This is a genomic window from Bacillus cereus group sp. BfR-BA-01492 (assembly GCF_022662815.1).
GTDB classification, from domain to species: Bacteria; Bacillota; Bacilli; order Bacillales; family Bacillaceae_G; genus Bacillus_A; species Bacillus_A cereus_BD.
Window position 1 is genome coordinate 180,504 of record NZ_JAKUEH010000004.1, and the last position, 19,884, is coordinate 200,387.

Consider the following 19,884-nt stretch of genomic DNA (forward strand, 5'->3'; position numbering starts at 1 on the left):
AAAGAGTATAAAATGAAATGCTTATTTGTATAGGGAGTTGAGTAGAAATTCACATAAATAAAGCGAAACACGATATAAGGAAATATGTATATTAAAACAAAATATCGCTAAAAGTGTAGAGGGAAGGGGAATTATATGTGTAAAGCGGTAGCGCAAGTGGGAATCGATTTTAAAATTAAAATGAGTAATTTGTAACAAAATATATTTTGTGGAATAAAATAATAAATGAAGCTTTTTTGTTATATTTTGTGATAATATATTGATTTGAAAGCGATATACTTCGTTAATAAAAAATGTAATATAATGAAATTGATGGAATACATGTCATGGAGGGACAATATGGGGAATAGTGCTACTTTTGAAAGTTTTTTTATAAAAGAACCAAGAAAAGAACAGTTATTTTCATTATTCGAGGAAGTATTTGGTGTTTCTAAGAAAATGTTGCAAGATTTCGATGCGAGAGGATTTTGGGATCATACATATAAACCAGTTTCGTTTGTTCATGAAGAAAAAGTAATTGCGAATGTTTCCAGTTTTGCACTTCCATTACTTGTGAATGGAAATGTTGTGAATGCAGCGGGGATTCAGTCGGTTATGACGCATCCCGAGTACAGGAAGAGAGGTTTGATGAAGCAACTTTTTTCTGAAGTATTAGAACAAATTGATAGACAGTATGACTGTGCAATCTTATTCACGGAGCATCCGAAATTATATGAGTATTTTGGATTTCAAGTTTTAAAAGAATATCTGATGACATTATCATATGAAAGTAGTGAGAAGATAGATTCATCACTCCGAAAATTGAATTTTGATCATGAAGAAGATATTCAGTTCATAAAAGAAAAGATAGAGGAAAGTCAGACGCTTTCCAATATGTTTTCAACGTTAAACTACAAATCTTCTTTTTATTTCAATATGTATGAGGCTAAATGGAACGATAAGCTCTACTATTCAGAAAAACTAGATGCAATGATCGTGTATGAAGTAGAGAAGAAAACATTAAAACTATTTGGTGTATTTGCACCAGTTTTCCCAATTTTAGATGAAATATGTAGTGAAATTCCTGAAGGATTTACAGAAATCGAATTTTATTTTCATCCAGATGAACTAGGTGTTGAAGACGTAACATATCAAGAATTTCACTCCAGTAAATATTTAATGGTTCGAAATAATCATAACATCCAGTTCAATAGATGTAAGTTTCCAATTTTAACTGAGTTTTAATCTATATAAATGAAGGATTTGAAACCGAATTTCTTAAGTTTCCAATTGAATACGAGGAAAACCGCATTCTTGTAAAAGAGTGCGGTTTTCTTATGGGGTGAAAAATAAGATTACATTGACGAATAAAAGATTAATACTTATCATTTAATAATGTTAAATATTAATCTGTAGAATATAATAGTAGTAGAGGGGAAGCCGGTACATAAAAGAGTAGAAGGAGGAGATAGATCAATTATAAAATACCAATTTAATAGAAAAAGGAGAAAGTGTATGAAATCATTCCGAAAATTATTGCAGTATTTAAAACCATACATGTTCTTTGCGATGATTGGACCGTTATTTATGGTACTTGAAGTAGCGATGGACTTAATTCAACCGACGATTATGCAGCACATTATCGATATTGGTATTGCGCAGCAAGATTTTCATTATGTCATGAAAATGGGACTTCTGATGATCGGTGCAGCAGCGATAGGATTAATTGGTGGTTTAGGTTGTATGCTGTATTCTACGAAAGCTGCGGTGAATTTTGCAACAGATATTAGAAAAGATGTTTTTACAAAAATTGAGACATTTTCTAGTAAAAATCGTGATTCATTTGGAACTGGTAAATTGCTTACAATTGTAACAAATGATATTACATCTATTCAAGCAGCGATGACGATGACATTGCGTGTTCTTGTCCGTGGACCTTTATTATTTATAGGAAGCATTATGATCGTTTTCGTTACAGCAAGAGATTTATTTTCTATTTTACTTGTTGTTGTACCAATTTTATTTGTTGCGATTGTTTTTATTGCTGGGCGAGCTAGCGGTTCGTTTAAGCGAGTACAGGAAGCTTTAGATAAGGTGAATACAAAACTACAAGAAAATTTATCCGGCGTTCGTGTCGTAAAAGCATATGTAAGACAAAAGTATGAAATTTCTCAGTTTAAGAAAGTGAATAAGCATTTAACAGGAGTTAATACGTATGCAGTGCAAATGATTTCACTCATGATGCCAATTATTATGCTTGTTGTAAATGGAGGCATTGTAGCTACATTATGGATGGGTGGAGAAAAAGTATTTCATGGCACTCTCCAAGTCGGAGCGATATTAGCATTTATTAACTATTTAAATATTATTTTGATGTCGCTTATGTCTATTAGTATGGTATTCATTCAAATTTCACGTGCATTTCCATCTGCTGATCGTGTACAACAAGTGCTTGATATGAAAGTGGATATTACGAATGAAGTAGATGTGTATAAGCCTAAGAAAATAAATGGGAATATTGAGTTTAAAAATGTAAGTTACAGTTACAGCAAAAACGATGAGTACGTTTTGAAAAATATTTCATTTAAAGTCCAAAAAGGTGAGAAGGTAGGGGTTATCGGATCTACGGGAAGTGGTAAGTCTACTTTAATGAAATTACTTCCGCGTTTGTATGATGTTGACCAAGGTGACATTTACATTGATGGTGTGAATGTGAAATTATATAATTTACAAACATTGCGTGCTTCTATCGGAGTTGTACCTCAAAAGGCATTGTTATTTTCAGGAACGATTGAGGAGAATTTAAAGTATGGAAAAGAAAATGCAACGGCAGAAGAATTAGAAGTGGCAACGGCAGCAGCTTGTGCGACGGAGTTTATTTATAAGTTAGAAGATGCATATCGCTATCAGTTAACGCAAGGGGCAACAAACTTATCCGGCGGTCAAAAGCAGCGTCTATCTATTGCAAGAGCGCTTGTGCGGCAACCTGCTATACTTGTGCTAGATGATTCTACTTCAGCAGTGGATGCAAAATCAGAAAAAATCATACAAGAAGCATTAAAGGATACATATACAGGAACAACAACATTTTTCATTGCATCAAAAATTTCATCGATTATCGATGCGGATCAAATACTTGTCTTGGATAACGGCAAGTTAGTCGGAAACGGAACACATGAAAATTTAATAAAGTCATGTGAAGTATATCAAGAAATTTATCTTTCCCAAGGTGGTAGTTTATATGAAGAAGGAGGGAAAGAAAATGCGTAATTTCCAAGGGCAGTTTGCAAATAAAAATGGGCGTAACAACGTAAAAGGCGGAAAGCCAAAAAATACAAAAGGTACAATAATGAGAATTTGGAACTATATGGGGTATCAAAAAGCAGCTCTTATTTTCGTTATTATGCTTGTAATTGTGACAACGTTATTAGGTTTACTAGGACCGTATTATATAGGAGTTATTATTGATGAATATATTATACCAAGAGACTTACATGGTACAGTTAAAATGTGTATACTCCTTGCAGCCATTTATGGTGTAACCGTATTTTTAACTTGGTTGCAAACATTTATGATGGTGAATGTTGCATTAAAAACAATCCAAAAAATACGCCAAGATCTTTTTGAAAAGATCCAGACATTGTCTCTTCGATTTTTTGATACGCGTTCTCAAGGGGATTTAATGAGTCGTGTAACAAATGATATTGACAATTTAAATCAAGCTTTAACGCAGAGCGTCGTCCAAATTATCTCATCTGCTTTAACATTTGTTGGTGTAACGATTGCTATGTTTTCACTAGATTGGATTTTAGCAATTGTAACTCTCATTACGGTTCCGATTATGTTTGTTGTGACAAAAAGATTAGTTGCCTATAGTGGGAAAAATTTTGCGAAGCGTCAACAAGATTTAGGAGAATTGAATGGCTTTATTGAAGAAGCGATTACAGGAGCAGATGTAATCACATTATACGGAAAAGAAAAAGAAACCGTTCATAAATTTAATGCGATTAATGAAAAACTGAGAGTCTCAGCAACAAAGGCAGATACATTTTCGGCGTTCATTTTTCCAAGTATGAACTTTATTAACAATTTAGGAATGGGTCTTGTTATTGGAACAGGATCCATTATGGTTTTAACTGGAATGACAACAGTAGGAGTTATTGCTTCGTTTATTAACTATTCTCGGCAATTTTCAAGGCCGCTAAGTCAATTTGCTACACTTATGAATACGATTCAAGCAGCAGTTGCTGGAGGAGAGCGTGTGTTTGAAATTATGGATGAAGTGCCAGAAATTCAAAATAAAAAAAATCCAATTGTTGTTCAGAAATTAGAAGGTAATGTGACATTTGACCATGTTTCATTTGGATATGAGAAAGAAAAAGAGATTTTAAAAGATGTGAGCTTGCAAGCGAGCCCAGGTGAAACGATTGCACTTGTAGGACCGACTGGATCTGGAAAGACAACGATTATTAATTTGTTAACACGGTTTTATGATATTCATAAAGGGCAAATTAAAATTGATGGAACGAATATACAAGAGTATGATATTTCTTCATTGCGAAGCAAAATCGGTGTAGTTTTACAAGATACGTATTTATTTGCTGGAACAATTATGGATAATATTCGCTATGGACGATTGGATGCAAGTGATGAAGAAGTCATTGCTGCAGCTAAAGCTGCTTCGGCGCATTCTTTTATTAAACATTTACCAAATCAATATGAAACAAAAATAGCATCGGAAGGAGCTAACTTAAGTCAGGGACAAAAACAATTACTTGCAATTGCGAGAGCGATTTTGGCTGATGCAGATATTTTAATTTTAGATGAAGCGACATCCAATATTGATACAAGAACGGAATTGCAAATTCAAGCTGGATTAAATCGTTTAATGAAAGGGAAAACAAGCTTTGTCATTGCTCATCGCTTAAAGACAATTGAAGAAGCTGATCAAATTCTTGTTATTCAAGATGGGAAAATTATTGAAAGAGGTGACCATACATTACTAATGGAAAAGGAAGGGTTTTATTATGGTATGTACACGAGTCAATTTCTCTTCAAATGAGAAATCGTTTTTTTAATTGACAAGTGAAAGGTAAGGAAGGATTTCATCACGACCAAAAGGAGCAATCTTTAAGAAAGCTCCTTTTGGTACACGAGTTGTTTAGCTATTTTTTATTGCAATTACAGCCTTTTTTCTTTTTATATCCTTGCTGTTGTAATTTCCTTTGCCGTTCAGAAGAATTGGAAGGTTGAGAGGATGAAGGATGATTCGTTTTATTGTTAGAGGAACTTTTACGATAGTTCATGATTTCATCACCTCCAATTTAATATACAAATATTATATGTTTGAAGTCTATTAAAAGTGACATAAGAAAGAGAGAGCAATATATAGAAAGATGTGTGAAAACAAAAATCCAATGTTCTTCTTTTTGAAGAGTCATTGGATTTTTGTTGTTATAATCGTTTGTTTTGAAGGAACAATTGTGCTTTCGCTGTATGAGCATAATTGAGCCAGTGTACTGAAGCATTTTTTGTAGATGTAAAGTGAAGTTCAATGATATCTAAATGAGAAATCGTTTTTGTAAATGGTACTTTTATACCATTTTGCTGCGCTTCATCCATATAATACGCCAATTCCGGAAAGGCATTAAATGCGAAATCAATAATTGTAGCTCCTTCAGGTAAGTAAATAGGGTGTAGATTTGTTGTATAGGCAGTTATTGTATTCTCAAATAACTCATACGAAACAAAGCTTTGAAAGGCAAGGGGATCTTCCGTTAATACACCATTATTCATAATTACATCATGCATAATGGTATAAGAAAGGTTTTGAATATTTTCGTGATTGTTCTGTATTAAAGAGAAGATACCATGATTTCTCTTTAATTGTGCAGTTTTTGTCTGTATGTAAATGATTTGCCAGTTATCATTTACTTCCACTTTTGTTTTTAAATAAGTGTTAAAAAGGGTATTCTTAAGTGCAATATTATCTTCAAAAGCATGCATATGTGGTGTATATAATTGATGAATTATTCCTAGTACTTTATAACAATCAATTACACTATCAGTTGTAATATATATTTGCGAAAGCTTTGAAAAATCTTGTGTTTCTTGAAATTGAGAGTATGCAGAATAAATAGGTGTAAATGTATAATCGATTTCAAGTGATAACGTTGCATCTTGAAAGTCTATCATCTTTTCTTGGATATCTTTTATAGCGTCTTGCATTGTCGGTATGTAACCGTTTAAAAAGTGTTGCATTTTCTTATGTTTTTCTTTATGAAGGTATTGAAAAGATATATTTTCTAACTCATGTTGAATATGAGATAAGCCTAACTTTTTTGCCAAGGGCGCAAACAGTTTTAATGTTTTATTAGCATAAGCAACTTGTTTAGCAGGCTTTTTAACACTTAATGTGTGTATATTATGAAGACGATCTATTACTTTAATCATTACGACACGAATATCTTTTTGAGAAGCGATTAAAAATTTTTTTAAGTTCATAGCGTTATATAGCTCTTTTTCTTGCCCGTGCTTTTTTTCTTCTTTCGTTAATCCATCTACAATATAACTGACAGTATTACCGAACAGAGATTGAACTTGCTTAAGGGAATAAGGAGTATCTTCGACGACGTCATGTAGCAATGCAGCAATTAACGTTACTATATCCGCTTTATAAGTTAATAATATTTCTGTCACTGCAAAAGGATGATTAATATATGGTTCTCCAGTTTGGCGATATTGACCATCATGTGCTTGCTTAGCAAATAATATAGCTCTTCTCAAGTGATGTTGTTCCTCGAAAGATAAATAAGAGGCTTTTTCTAGTAATATTTTATTCATATATATCCATCCTTTATATTTTTAATCATTCATTCTATGAAAAAAAGAAAAATCCTTTTTTTCATAGAATGAATGATTTGGAGTGAAAGGATATGTATAAAATAGATAGAATGTAATTTTCTGGTTTATATTTTTATTCAAGTTAGTACGAATTCGATGCGCAGTGAAAAAGAGTTGCTGATGAAAGTTCCACTTTATATCTGTAATCTAGATAGCGCTTTATTTTTATTAATAAAAATAAGAACTCCTCACCTCAGAATCACATAGAGGGGGAGTTCTATTAGATATTTGATTTATTTTTCTAAAAGCTCAAGAGGAACGTCTTTTTCGCCTAATACTTCGAATTTAATCTCTCCGTCCTCTTCATAAATTCGTTTAATAATCGGTATGGTTATCATTTGCTTTTTATGTTGCTTTCGTTTTCTAGCCACATCTAAATTGATCACGTTCATATTTAAAGCATCCTTTCTTATTATGAATTGTTACTAGAAGAAAATGCGTCCAAAACGGCGCTTTTTACACTTGAAATACCGATTAAAGTGGATTGGATTTTAAATGGAAAATAGTATGAATGGCATAAATGCACGTAGAAATTAACTGTATCAAAAAATGAAACAATTTGCCACAAAAAATTCATTTTTTTGTCTTATAACAGGAAAAAGGAAAGCATTTCGCATATAATGAAAGATAGACAAACAGAATCAACTTTCTCATCAATTTTTTATTATTAAATTTGTTGGAAAGGCGATGAATAATGTGGGCTCTTTAGAATCGTTATTGTTTGAACTTGAGCGATATGGAGAAGAACATGACAGTAAAAAAGATAAGCGGGAGGAAAAATTAAGAAATATTTCTCGTGAAATGGGACAATTTTTATTACTTTTTATCAAAGGATGTCAAGCAAAAAAAGTTTTAGAAATTGGTACTTCAAATGGATATTCAACATTATGGTTAGCAAGTGCATGTGAAGAAACAGACGGAAACGTTACGACAGTTGAACTTTCTTCAGAACGGGTTGCGGAGGCGCTTGTAAACTTTGAAAAGGCCATTCTCATGCATCGAATCGATATTCATAATCAAGAGGCAGGAGCATTTTTAGATACGCAAGTTGACGATTCATTTGATTTTATATTTCTAGATTCAGAGCGTACTCAATATATGTGGTGGTGGGAACATATAAAGCGCATATTACAACCAAAAGGATTTCTCGTTATTGATAATGCCACTTCACATGAAAATGAACTAACTACATTTATGCACATGATAGAAGAGGATGATGCATTTGAAACGGCGTTGCTAGCTTTTCAAAAAGGAGCGTTTGTGGCAAGAAAAAAATGAAGTTATAGCATTGAATAAGAAGAGTTAGAAACTAAAAATTTGAATGATTCTCAATTGGATTATGGCATAAAAAAAGCTTCTGTGTCAAATGATTCAGTGTGATATGAGATCATGTTTCGTTAAAGATATAAAGTGATTCAATTACGGGATATTGAAAGGAATAGCGTCAAAGATGGATATATATATATAGATGCTGTGTTATTTCAGTTACCGAAAACACAAATACAGTGAAACTTTCATCAGTGGAGGATTCTTCATCTTCCGCTGATTATGAACTCCGCCAATCGCCAATCGGGCTACCTTAAAATAGCGGGATGAAATAAAGACGATGAGCAGTGAAACATAAAGAAGAATACGCCTTCAGCACGTAGCTTTCTAGGTCTTAAGTCTGAGGAAAATAAAGTAGAAAAAAGGTATACTTACAGTAAGAAATAGAAATGACTGCATAAGCAGGAGCTTGTAAAAATAAATGGGAAATTATTGTTATATATGAAATATAGTGCAAATCATTTTGCATATATAAATAAAAGGAGCGATTTTGTTGACAGAATTAGAGAAAAAAGAACCTGTATCGATAGAAAAAGATTATGTGGAAGTTGTGGATACAGTTATTAAAGAAGAAGAACTTGTTGAACTGAATAAAGAAGCTAATCTTTATGTACAGAAATTAAATAGTGAACAAAATACGGATCTTTCAAAAGTTTTATCGCAACTTGGAGATCTAGGTGATAAAGAACAGCAAGCAGCAGGACAAACATTATCCGCGTTAAAACGCCCTGTAACTGCGATGATGAATGGAAAAAACGAGGAAATTCCAAACACACTTTTAGAATTACGTAAAGTAGTTTCAGAACTTGATCCGAATTCATTAAAAGCATCGGGCATGAAGAAATTGATGTTTAAAGTATTTAAGAAAAATCCGCTTGAAACATACGTTCATAAATATCAATCCATAGATAAGCAAATTGAGGAAATTATTCGGTCATTATTAATTGGCCGAGATAATCTACAAGAAGATACAGTTGGCCTGGAAATGTTAAAAGAGCAGTCTTATGATAAGATTCATGCGCTTGATAAACAAGTGTATTTAGGAAAAAAATTGGCGAGCATGCTGGAAGCGGAAAAACAAAATCCAGAGCGTCAAAAAGATATTCCATTAATCAATGATGCATTAGAGAAAATTCTTGTACGCACAAGAAATATGCAGCAAGCGAAAAGCGTGTTGTTACAATCGATTGCCTCTGTAGATATCATTAAGAAAAATAATGAAAAATTAACAGAAGCAATTCGGAACGCCATTACAATGACGCAAAACGTAGTAACGGTTTCAGCAGCGATTCAACTCGCTTTAACAAATCAGCGTAAGACGATTGATGCAGTGAACGCGACAAATGAAGCGATAGAATCGATGGTATTAAGTAACTCACAAGCTTTAAAACAAAATACAGAAGAAACGACGCAGTTGCTTGAAAATCCAGCAATCAGCATGGAGAAACTGCGCGAATCATTCCAAAATGTATTTGCGGCAATTGAAGCATCTGAGAAATCTTCAGAGCGCATTATTGAATCAAGCAAAAAGTTTGTGATAGAGCTGGATACATTTAATGAGGAAATGAAACAGAAGCTCATGCAGCGCCCTAAAAGATAAAGATGTATTAGAGGAGGTGAAAAGATGGGTTTCATAAAAATGGTTTTACTATTAATTGGAACGTTACTACTCATTGGATTTACAATCGTTGTTCTTCTTGTGTATTTTGGACGGAAACTATATTTATCATGGGCAAAGCCGTATAAGCGAGCGCATGAATCTATTGAGAAGCTTTCAAATAAATCGACACCATTTTTGCAAGAATTTACGCAGCATCCACTCTTTTATCGCTGGATTCGTACGGAAGGGGAAAAAGAACAGAAAGCTTTTAATACTCTTTTCTGTGTAGCAAATCAACGTACAAGAGAACAAGTTTTCTCGATGTTACCAAAAGATAGACAGAAAAAAGTGCATAGTATGGCAAAAACAACGAAAAAGATTACGAACGAGGACATGGATGTAGCTGTAATGAAGGTAAAAGAGTTTCTAAGACAAGAAGCGCAGCAATCCATGAAACCAACAGATTTGTCGTTTTATCAATTGTATTTTTATGATCGTTATCCAGATGCGCTAAAGACAATTCAATCCTATAAACGATCTATTAACCCTTCATTACAAAGAACGGTTGATGAAATAACAATTTCAGTTTTACAGGCACTTCCTTACTATCAAGAGCAACGCATGTTTGAGCAACAACATAAACTGGAAACTTTCTTAATGAAAGACTTAATTGATATGCTGTCGCTAGTGGCACAACTGCCACCATCACAACGTCCAGAAAAAGAAGAAGAGCTGAAAATGTATTTGCAAAACTTCCAAAAAGAAATGGAAGCAGTAGAGCGTGATATTCGCGATTCCATCGACTATGATTTAAATGTGAAGATGAGAGCGGCGACGGAGAAATTTAAAAATAAGTAAAAGAAAAGGTGCAAAATAAAATCCCCCGCTCCAGTTGCGGGGGATTTTATTTTGATTATTTCGGTTTCACAGTCGTTTTACTAGAAGGAACACTTTCATTGTGCAAGCGATCTAATGCAGTCACAGCATACGTATATGTTTCTCCTTGTATAGCTGTTTTATCAACGTAAATTTCTCCAAGCTTTGTTTTTCGTATAGTTGTAATTAAGTTTTTCGGGTTTTGAATATCAACGTCATCTTTCCCGTTTACGCGGTAAATCGCATAGTAGGCAGAGTCATTGTTTCTGTCATCGATAATTCCTAAAGCAATTCCTTCATCTTTAGCGATTGCTCCTTTTAAAGTAGGTTGTTTTGGTGGATCATTATCAAGCCAAGGCATAGGTGGAATTAATGCTGGATGTTTATATATATCATGTTGTAATCGATCTTTAATCCCTAATGGATTGTTATTAATATCCTTTAAACTGAAGTGCATACTGCCTTTTATGTCTGAATATTGACGGTTTAGTGCAATTTGTTTTGGATATTCTTCTGGGTCAGACCAAGCTGGAACGGAATTATTATTTATTTTGTAGGCAGCTTGTCCAATATATAAGTGAATCGGTTTATTTTTAATTTCTTTTACCCACCAATCAAGAAGGATGTCATAAGCAGCAGGAGCAAAACCGATATTCCAATAAATTTGCGGCGTAATATAATCAATATATCCTTTTTGAATCCATTCTCTTGTATCCGCGTATAAATCATCATAGTTTCTTTGACCAGCAGTTGTATGAGAACCTGTTGGATCATCAGCAATATTTCTCCATACACCAAATGGACTAATTCCGAATTTGACATATGCTTTTTCAGATTTAATCGCCATATTTAAACTTTTAACAAGTTCATTTACATTATGGCGGCGCCAGTCTTCAATATTCGAAAATTTTCCGTTATTATAAGTTTCATATGTGTTTTGATCAGGAAATTCCTCACCAGCTACTTTGTACGGATAAAAATAATCATCCATATGGAGGCTATCAATATCGTAATTTTGAACAATTTCTAACGCGCCTTCTGTAATAAAGTTTTGTACGTCAGGAATGCCGGGATTATAGTATAGTTTGCCGCCATAAGATACAACCCAATTAGGATGTTGTCTTGCAGGGTGATTTTCCGCTAAGCGATTTAAGTCCGTATGATTCATTGTTATGCGATAAGGGTTAATCCAAGCGTGAAATTCAAGGTTTCGTTTGTGGGATTCTTCAATCATAAATGCAAGTGGGTCATAGCCAGGGTCTTTCCCTTGTGTCCCAGTAAGATATTCAGACCAAGGTCCATATTTTGAAGGATAAAAAGCGTCTGCGGTTGGTTTGATTTGCACGACAACTGCATTCATTCCGGCACCTTTCACATCATCTAGTAGTTTCATAAACTCTTGTTTTTGTTTTTCAATAGACAAGCCAGTTTGAGAGGGCCAATCAATGTTAAGGACAGATGCGATCCATGCAGCGCGTAATTCATGTTTTGGAGAGTGAGTGGATGCTTCAGTGAGTGTGGTCTTGAAGAATAGGAAAGGAATCAATAAAAAAGCGCTACAACAACTTATGAATCTTTTTTTAGAAATCATTGTATGCCTCCTTATATATTCTATTATTGGAACTACTATATCATGTGAATGTAAGATTCACAATTGAGAAAACAGAATATTGAATCTTTTTTGTAAAAAATATTTTTGCTGAAACTTCATTTCATAAGCACTAATTTGTCTTCATACTTCATATGATTTGTAATAACGTAAAACTTCCTTTCGTTGGTGGTTTTGCAGTCCTTATAAAAGGATAAAGATTACTTAAAATGTATAGGAGGATTATGAAATGAAAGTTCTATTTGTATGTTCCGGAGGGATGTCTAGCTCTATTGTTGTAAACGCTTTAAAAAAAGAAGCTGAGAAACAGGGAAGCAGTATGGAGGTACACGCAATTGGTACGAGTGAAGTAGAAGAAGAGGTAAAGAATGGTTGGGATGTTGTTATGGTTGCTCCGCAAGTAAGGCATCGATATGATTCGATTAAAAAAGTGGCACATGCGGCATCTATTCCGTGCGGCATTATTCCGCCGCAAGCTTATACACCACTTGGTGGGCCGGCGTTATTAAAGGCTGTAAATGAATTGATTGGTTAGGGGGGGATATGATGAATAAGTTCATCTCATTTCTTGAGAATAACTTGTCAAGTCCGATGGCAAGGCTTTCTGAACAAAGGCATTTACAAGCAATTCGGGATGGCGTCATTTCAGCATTACCATTTATCATTGTAGGAAGTTTTTTTCTCATCGTGGCCTTTCCGCCGCTTCCGAAGGATAGTTTTATTTCGGTATGGGCGGCTAAACATCAGACGAGTATTTTAATACCGTATCGCTTAACGATGTTTATTATGTCGCTTTATATTGCTTTTGGTATTGGCTATAATTTGGCGAAAAGTTATAAGTTAGATTCTTTATCCGGAGCGCAGCTTGCAGTTTGTTCATTACTGCTAACTTTAACACCGGAGTTAATCGATAAGAAAGGTTTTATGCTCCCAATGACAAATCTTGGAGGGCACGGATTATTTGTAACAATGATCGTTTCCATTTTATCAGTTGAGATTTTAAGGTTTTGCAAGTCGAAAAATGTAATGATTAAGATGCCAGAGCAAGTCCCGCCATCTGTCTCTCGTTCGTTTGAAGCACTTATACCTGCTGCTTTTGTCATTATTATTATGAGTATTATTACCGTTGTTTTTCGTATCGACTTACACCATGTAGTGGACCAGCTAGCTGCGCCACTCGTAAAAGCTGGTGATAGTTATTTTGGTGTTATTTTACCTGTATTTTTAATTACATTTTTCTGGTCGTTTGGTATACACGGTGTGTCTGTTGTCGGAACAGTGGCTCGTCCTTTATGGGAAGTATATCTCGGGAAAAACTCAGCAGCAGTTGCTGATGGTGCAAGCAGCATACCTTTTATCGCACCAGAGCCGTTATATCAATGGTTTATTTGGATTGGCGGTTCGGGAGCGACTCTCGGACTTGTATTAGCGATGATTATATTTGGTAAATCAAAATATTCCAAAGCATTATCAAGATCTTGTATTGTACCAGGTATTTTTAATATTAATGAACCGGTTATATTTGGACTTCCAATTGTATTAAACCCCGTATTAATTATCCCTTTTATTATTACGCCATTCGTAACAGCGACGGTTGCTTATACTGCAACTGCAATCGGACTTGTTACACCAACTTATATTATGCCTCCATGGACATTGCCAGCTCCAATTGGTGCCTATCTAGCAACAGGTGGAGATTGGAGAGCAATCGTGCTCGTCTTTATTAATATTGCAATTTCGTTTTTTATTTATCTACCATTCTTTAAAATGTATGATAAAAATATGCTTGAAGTAGAAAATAGTGATAATGAAAATGCGATAAAGGTGTAACGAAGAAGTGGGGTCATTTCGGTGATCTCACTTTTTTGAGCATAAACAAAGGAGATGGTGGAACTGATGAATGTGAAATTTAGCTATAAGGGTGTCTTTTTATTTCTATCTGTTGTCGTTTGTTCAAATCTATTGTTTACACCTTTATTAAAAATGCTACATGTATCAAAAATGTATAGCTTATGGATTGTGACAAGTATGTCAGCAAGTATTATGCTAACAGTTGTTGTTTCGTTTGTAGATGGGACATATTCATCAAAATGGCAGCTATTGCAAAGATTTACTCTGTTTTTGATAGGTTGTACATTGCTTACGTATATCACAATTTTTAGTAAATCATAGAGGGGATGTTATGTATATTGTTGACTGCATGCAAGGTACATCTTTAGATGGGATAGATGTTGTTTTATCTCATATGAAAGGGTCGGTGAGAATGTGAAATATATAATTGGTGTAGACGGTGGTGGAACGAAGACAGAAGCAATAGCATTTGATAAAAATGGGAAAGAAATTGCCAGAGGAATGAGTCGTTTTGGCAATGTTTTATTGGACTATAATCGAGCTATATCGCATATTTTTGAAGCAATCGATCAATGTTTTCAAAGGTTATGTAAAACAGAATGTATTTGTATAGGGATAGGATTAGCAGGTGTAAACAGTGTCGATATTCATGTATTAAAGAAACGTTTTATGACAAAATATCAGACGAAAATCGAAATCTATGATGATGCGATCATTGCGCATGCTGCTTTATTAGAAGGAAACGATGGTATTTTAACGATAGCAGGTACAGGTGCTGTTTGTTTAGGAAAAAAAGGGGGAAGATATGAGTATAGCGGTGGATGGGGACATATTTTAGGAGATGGAGGAAGCGGGTATTGGATTGCTTTACAAGCTTTAAAAAGAATGACACGTGCATATGATAAAGGAATCTCCTTTTGTAAACTTGGTAAAGCGATTCAAGAAAAATGTCATATTGTGACACCAGAAGATATAAAACAACTTATATATTCAAAACCGAAAGATCATGTAGCTTCTATCGCCCCAATTGTGGTAGAGGCAGCTAAGCAAGGAAATACGGATGCGTTTCAGATTATCAGAAAAGCAGGCGAAGAATTGGCTAACATTACGACTTATATGTATAAGAGAATGCTGTTTGAAGAACCAATTTCTATTGCAGTCAAAGGCGGAATTTTAAATTCTGTACCGGAAATATATGCTCAGTTTAAAACAAATTGTGAAAAGAACATAAAAGAGAAAATACATTTCATTCAAAATGATGTTTCCTCTGCAAAAGGAGTGTATATGTTAATGGCGGAAAAAGGAGATATATGAATAGGGAAGACGGTTATGGTAACCGCCTTATGAGTGTGCATGTCTAAAAAAAGATTCCATTTGCAATTTTCCTTTTTGCCGAATTTCTGCATCTGTATGAACCATAATATATTTGTGTGCCAAAGCAATTACGATTGCATCATCTAAAAGACCGATGCCGATAATAGCAGCTAAATCAGGAATGAAATCGATTGACCATATGTAATAGGATAATGTCATCAATATAACCATTTTTGCCTTGAGCGGTAGATTTTGTTTCTTTAAAGTGTAATATAAAATAATACTCTCATACACACCAGATTTCCCTAACTTCATAGCACCTGTTTTTAACTTTCTCCATAGTTTTTGTTTCTCCATGTAAACACTCCTTATATATGCATATGAAAATATAGCTTTTTAAAAGGGTGGCCAAACAATGAGGAAAATAACCATTATGATTGTTTTTTCTCATTTCGATTTCATAAAGGTGAAGTAGAAACAGGAAAAAGTTCGTTCCATTGATACATAGTGAATAAAAAAGAAGATAAAGTTTTTTTCATATTTAGAGAAACAAATGGTACAATGGAAACTTAATGTGAAAAATAAGGAAAAGAAGTGATCGATTTGAAAAATTTTTTAGAACTTGGAATTAGTGAAACATTTCAACATACATTACGAGAAAATGGAATTGCTGAAGCGACACCCATTCAAGAAAAAGCAATTCCTGTTATTATGGATGGGAAAGATGTAATTGGACAAGCAAAAACAGGAACAGGAAAAACGCTTGCATTCGTATTACCGATTTTAGAGAATATTGATCCAAATGCAAATGATATACAAGCTTTAATCGTAGCGCCAACGAGAGAACTGGCACTACAAATTACAACTGAAATAAAAAAAATGCTGATCCATAAACAGGATATTCATGTTTTAGCGATATATGGTGGACAAGATGTGGAACAGCAAATGAAAAAATTAAAAGGCAACACACATATTGTTGTAGCAACACCGGGGCGTTTGTTAGATCATTTACGCCGCGAGACAATTGTGTTATCAAACGTTTCTATGGTTGTATTAGATGAAGCGGATCAAATGCTGCATTTTGGTTTCTTATATGATATTGAACACATTTTAGAAGAAACACCTGAAAATAAACAAACGATGTTATTCTCAGCAACGATGCCAAAAGATATTAAAAAACTTGCAAAGCGATATATGAAAGAGCCACAGGTGATTCAAATTCAAAGTGCAGAAGTCACTGTAGAAAATATAAAGCAGCGTGTAATTGAAACGACAGATCGTGCAAAACAAGACGCACTTCGTTATGTCATGGAGCGTGACCAACCATTTTTAGCTGTTATTTTTTGCCGGACAAAGCGCCGCGTAACGAAATTATTTACCGCTTTAAAAGGGTACGGTTACAATTGTGATGAATTGCATGGAGATTTATCGCAGGCGAAACGTGAAAGAGTAATGAAAAACTTCCGTGAAGCAAAAATTCAATATTTAATTGCAACAGATGTTGCGGCTCGTGGGTTAGATGTAGAAGGCGTAACGCACGTATTTAACTATGATATTCCAGAAGATGTAGAGAGCTATATACACCGAATTGGCCGAACAGGTCGTGCTGGAGGAACAGGTCTTGCGATTACATTTGTCGCTCCGAAAGATAGGATGTATTTAAAAGAAATCGAAAAGTATATCGGTAGTACTTTACAAAGACAAGAAATTGAACAACCTGCTAAGCGAACAAGTGATACAAAGGACAAAAAGAAACAGATCAAAAAGCCGCAGAAAGCAGGGCAATATCGTTCAAAAGATAGACGAGACGGGACGAAAAAAGCAAATCAAAGTTCTTCTTATCAAGCAAACCAAAAGAAGAGAGGAACAAAGCAAGGACAAAAAAGACGCGGTCGTTAAATATGAGGGTGTCCCAAAAATTATGGGACGCCTTTTTCTGTACTATATATACGCGCATGATAACGAGTTGAACCTATATATGGTATTTTGTTTGATGAAAAGTACTCTTTTGGGACAACCTCTTCATGTATCGTCATAAGATGTGGATGTTAGGTCGAAAAGGTTGATTTAGCTATGAAAAAGAAATTTGTGGTATAATTTACATGTAGGGGGAAATTAGATGACAGACCATAAAGAAGAACTGATGAATCAGGCACTGGCATTGTTTTATTTTGCATATAAAACATTTACTGAAAAACCAGATGAAATTATAAAAGAATATGGCATTCAGCGTGTGCATCATCGAATTTTATTTTTTATTGCTCGTTTTCCTGGGCTTAGTATAAATGAATTGTTGTCTTTGCTTGAAATTAGTAAACAAGCTCTTCATGGACCGCTTCGTCAACTTCTTGAGAAGGGGCTGATTGAAAGCAATGAAGCAGAACATGATCGCCGCGTAAAACAACTTGTTCTAACGCAAGCAGGAGCAGAGTTAGAGAAAAAACTAAGCGATGTGCAAAGAGAACAAATGGGACGTATTTTCACAACGTTTGGTGAGAAATGTGAAGAAAATTGGCACCAAGTTATGAATGAATTAGCAAATAATCGCCTTGGTTTTCATACATGGTCATCCAAACGTAAAGAGCCAGTAAACGAAAAATAAAAGGAATCATTGATCTGTGTATTTTGGCAACTATGTGTGAATCATAGAGTACATGGATACAAATAAACATTACCAAATACTTTAGACGTGTACGTACTACAAAATTTAAATTGCAATTTCCGAAAGGGGAATGAATATGATAAAACTTGTACTTATTCGACACGGACAAAGTTTATGGAATTTAGAAAATCGGTTTACAGGATGGACAGATGTGGATTTATCAGAAAATGGATTACATGAAGCGCGAGCAGCTGGTGCGATTTTAAAAAAGAATGGTTATACGTTTGATGTTGCATACACATCGGTATTAAAAAGGGCTATTCGGACATTATGGATCATTCTTCATGAGATGGATCTTGCTTGGGTTCCGGTATATAAATCATGGAAATTAAATGAAAGACATTACGGAGCATTACAAGGGTTAAATAAGGATGAAACAGCTAAAAAATATGGAGATGAGCAGGTTCATATTTGGAGACGAAGTACAAATGTAAGACCGCCAGCTCTTGCTGAAGATGACCCAAGATATGAAGTCACTGATCCAAGATATAAGCGATTAAAAAAAGGTGAGTTTCCACTGACAGAGTGCTTAGAAGATACGGAAAAAAGGGTACTAGAATTTTGGCATAAAGAAATTGCACCTATGCTACGATCAAATCAAAAAGTCATTATATCATCGCACGGTAATACGATCCGCTCTCTCGTGAAGTATTTAGATCATCTTTCCGATGATGGAGTGGTTTCATTAAATATTCCTACTGGTATTCCGCTTGTTTATGAATTAGATGAGCATTTACATCCAGTCCGTCACTACTATTTAAATATGGATGGTGAAGTACAAGAAGGTGTTATTCCAAAACACATTTCTTTATAAAAAAATATTTTGAAAAAGTTGAAATACAGGCTTGTCTACATATAAAATGTAGATTCATTCTATAAAAAGACGTGGCTTCCTTCTTAGTATATGCGCGAGCAATTGTTTTAGAAGGTTGTCCATGTCTTTTGTCATAATCAAGGCAAAAGAAGCATGTAATGATATCGTGTGAAGTTTTTGAATGGAGGGGGATGTGATTGACTGTCTCTAGCATTCGAATCGGCTTGTTTTTTCTTGTAATCTTTTTTTTATTTCTTATTTTCTTTTATTGGAGAAATGAAGAATTATACGAGGAAAGAAAACAACTTATTCGAAAGACGTGGTATGGTTTATTTATTACATCAGTCACAATGTATTTCATGATGAAAGGAATTGATTTAACCCTCTGGAAACATATTTTAATGGTTGTTGCGATGGTTGTATTTGTTGATATTGCATTTATTTTAACGCCAAATATTTCGGAAATCTGGGGCGCAAAGTTTAGCGATATTGGTAAAACAGTTCAATCGATTAAACGATCGCTTATTGCTTCAAAAGCAAGAGGAGAAATATATACAACACTTATTCAAAATGTAAATCCAGCTGTATTTGGTACGATGGAATGGAAAACAGCAGCTGAGTATGCATGCAGTTTAAATGCTTTTCTTGATACGTATGCTGAAAAAATAGGTGCGAAAATTGTAGTGTTTGTAACAGAAGAGGAATTAAATACAAACTTCCGAGGCGTTCGATCTCAATTTAGTATTACAGTATCACCCGAATCTATTGAACAACTGAATGAACAAAAAGCAGTTCAAATTGAAAATATTGGAATTATACCAGCGAAAATAATAAAAGACGTTTATATTATTATAGATGGACAAAAAAATAATTTGCAAGATCGTGACTTTGAAAATGTATATAATTTAACAATACATCATAGTTATTTTTGTAAGTAAGGGCAGAGATGA

The 19,884-nt window shown here is 34.3% G+C and carries 18 protein-coding genes; 14 read left to right on the forward strand and 4 right to left on the reverse strand.

Going from position 1 to position 19,884, the window contains the following annotated elements; translation table 11 throughout:
• Positions 1-339 precede the first annotated feature (339 nt).
• The 3 genes from MR063_RS08015 to MR063_RS08025 all read left to right on the forward strand — a co-directional run bounded on the left by MR063_RS08015 (position 340) and on the right by MR063_RS08025 (position 5,041).
• A complete protein-coding gene (locus MR063_RS08015) occupies positions 340-1,224 on the forward strand; it encodes a GNAT family N-acetyltransferase (protein WP_242196067.1) in 885 nt (294 codons plus the stop codon).
• Between the two features lie 270 nt (positions 1,225-1,494).
• On the forward strand, positions 1,495-3,249 hold the full coding sequence (locus tag MR063_RS08020) for an ABC transporter ATP-binding protein (protein ID WP_242196070.1): 1,755 nt from the start codon (positions 1,495-1,497) through the stop codon (positions 3,247-3,249).
• Positions 3,242-5,041: an ABC transporter ATP-binding protein gene (locus MR063_RS08025; protein ID WP_242196073.1), complete on the forward strand. Its 1,800-nt coding sequence runs from the start codon at positions 3,242-3,244 to the stop codon at positions 5,039-5,041. The genes MR063_RS08020 and MR063_RS08025 overlap by 8 nt, the downstream gene beginning before the upstream one ends.
• A gap of 392 nt (positions 5,042-5,433) precedes the next feature.
• Here the strand turns inward: MR063_RS08025 and MR063_RS08030 are convergent, their stop codons facing one another.
• Positions 5,434-6,822: an HD domain-containing protein gene (locus tag MR063_RS08030; RefSeq protein WP_242196076.1), complete on the reverse strand. Its 1,389-nt coding sequence runs from the start codon at positions 6,820-6,822 to the stop codon at positions 5,434-5,436.
• A 293-nt stretch (positions 6,823-7,115) separates the two neighbouring features.
• Positions 7,116-7,274, reverse strand: a complete 159-nt coding sequence (locus MR063_RS08035; RefSeq protein WP_242142967.1) for a hypothetical protein — start codon at positions 7,272-7,274, stop codon at positions 7,116-7,118.
• Between the two features lie 295 nt (positions 7,275-7,569).
• Between MR063_RS08035 and MR063_RS08040 the strand changes: the two genes are divergently transcribed.
• From MR063_RS08040 to MR063_RS08050, 3 genes are all read left to right on the forward strand, one after another.
• Positions 7,570-8,160 carry an O-methyltransferase gene (locus MR063_RS08040; protein WP_242196079.1) on the forward strand — a complete coding sequence of 197 codons (591 nt, stop codon included), beginning with the start codon at positions 7,570-7,572 and terminating at the stop codon, positions 8,158-8,160.
• 541 nt (positions 8,161-8,701) lie between these two features.
• Complete coding sequence (locus MR063_RS08045; protein WP_242196082.1) at positions 8,702-9,808, forward strand: toxic anion resistance protein; 1,107 nt, start codon at positions 8,702-8,704, stop codon at positions 9,806-9,808.
• Positions 9,809-9,832: 24 nt separating this feature from the next.
• The gene (locus tag MR063_RS08050; RefSeq protein WP_242196111.1) at positions 9,833-10,666 is read left to right on the forward strand and encodes a DUF3974 domain-containing protein; all 834 of its coding nucleotides are present in this window, start codon (positions 9,833-9,835) and stop codon (positions 10,664-10,666) included.
• Positions 10,667-10,721: 55 nt separating this feature from the next.
• Here the strand turns inward: MR063_RS08050 and MR063_RS08055 are convergent, their stop codons facing one another.
• Positions 10,722-12,275: a glycoside hydrolase family 10-like protein gene (locus tag MR063_RS08055; protein ID WP_242196113.1), complete on the reverse strand. Its 1,554-nt coding sequence runs from the start codon at positions 12,273-12,275 to the stop codon at positions 10,722-10,724.
• A gap of 247 nt (positions 12,276-12,522) precedes the next feature.
• Between MR063_RS08055 and MR063_RS08060 the strand changes: the two genes are divergently transcribed.
• The 4 genes from MR063_RS08060 (at position 12,523) to MR063_RS08075 (ending at position 15,458) form a co-directional block, all read left to right on the forward strand.
• The gene (locus MR063_RS08060) at positions 12,523-12,828 is read left to right on the forward strand and encodes a PTS sugar transporter subunit IIB (protein ID WP_242196115.1); all 306 of its coding nucleotides are present in this window, start codon (positions 12,523-12,525) and stop codon (positions 12,826-12,828) included.
• Between the two features lie 11 nt (positions 12,829-12,839).
• The gene (locus MR063_RS08065) at positions 12,840-14,123 is read left to right on the forward strand and encodes a PTS sugar transporter subunit IIC (protein WP_242196117.1); all 1,284 of its coding nucleotides are present in this window, start codon (positions 12,840-12,842) and stop codon (positions 14,121-14,123) included.
• A gap of 66 nt (positions 14,124-14,189) precedes the next feature.
• Positions 14,190-14,465 carry a hypothetical protein gene (locus MR063_RS08070; protein ID WP_242196119.1) on the forward strand — a complete coding sequence of 92 codons (276 nt, stop codon included), beginning with the start codon at positions 14,190-14,192 and terminating at the stop codon, positions 14,463-14,465.
• Between the two features lie 93 nt (positions 14,466-14,558).
• Positions 14,559-15,458, forward strand: coding sequence for a BadF/BadG/BcrA/BcrD ATPase family protein (locus MR063_RS08075; RefSeq protein ID WP_242196121.1), 900 nt, complete (start codon positions 14,559-14,561; stop codon positions 15,456-15,458).
• A 27-nt stretch (positions 15,459-15,485) separates the two neighbouring features.
• Here the strand turns inward: MR063_RS08075 and MR063_RS08080 are convergent, their stop codons facing one another.
• A complete protein-coding gene (locus MR063_RS08080; RefSeq protein WP_242196123.1) occupies positions 15,486-15,815 on the reverse strand; it encodes a YkvA family protein in 330 nt (109 codons plus the stop codon).
• 237 nt (positions 15,816-16,052) lie between these two features.
• On the opposite strand from MR063_RS08080, the gene MR063_RS08085 reads away from it, so the two are divergent.
• The 4 genes from MR063_RS08085 (at position 16,053) to MR063_RS08100 (ending at position 19,872) form a co-directional block, all read left to right on the forward strand.
• Positions 16,053-17,357, forward strand: coding sequence for a DEAD/DEAH box helicase (locus tag MR063_RS08085; protein ID WP_242196125.1), 1,305 nt, complete (start codon positions 16,053-16,055; stop codon positions 17,355-17,357).
• A 220-nt stretch (positions 17,358-17,577) separates the two neighbouring features.
• Positions 17,578-18,060: a MarR family winged helix-turn-helix transcriptional regulator gene (locus MR063_RS08090; protein WP_242196127.1), complete on the forward strand. Its 483-nt coding sequence runs from the start codon at positions 17,578-17,580 to the stop codon at positions 18,058-18,060.
• Between the two features lie 136 nt (positions 18,061-18,196).
• Entirely contained in the window at positions 18,197-18,934 is a 738-nt protein-coding gene (gene gpmA, locus MR063_RS08095) for a 2,3-diphosphoglycerate-dependent phosphoglycerate mutase (protein ID WP_242196129.1), read from the forward strand.
• Positions 18,935-19,131: 197 nt separating this feature from the next.
• Complete coding sequence (locus MR063_RS08100; RefSeq protein ID WP_242196131.1) at positions 19,132-19,872, forward strand: type II toxin-antitoxin system SpoIISA family toxin; 741 nt, start codon at positions 19,132-19,134, stop codon at positions 19,870-19,872.
• The last annotated feature ends 12 nt before the right edge of the window (positions 19,873-19,884 follow it).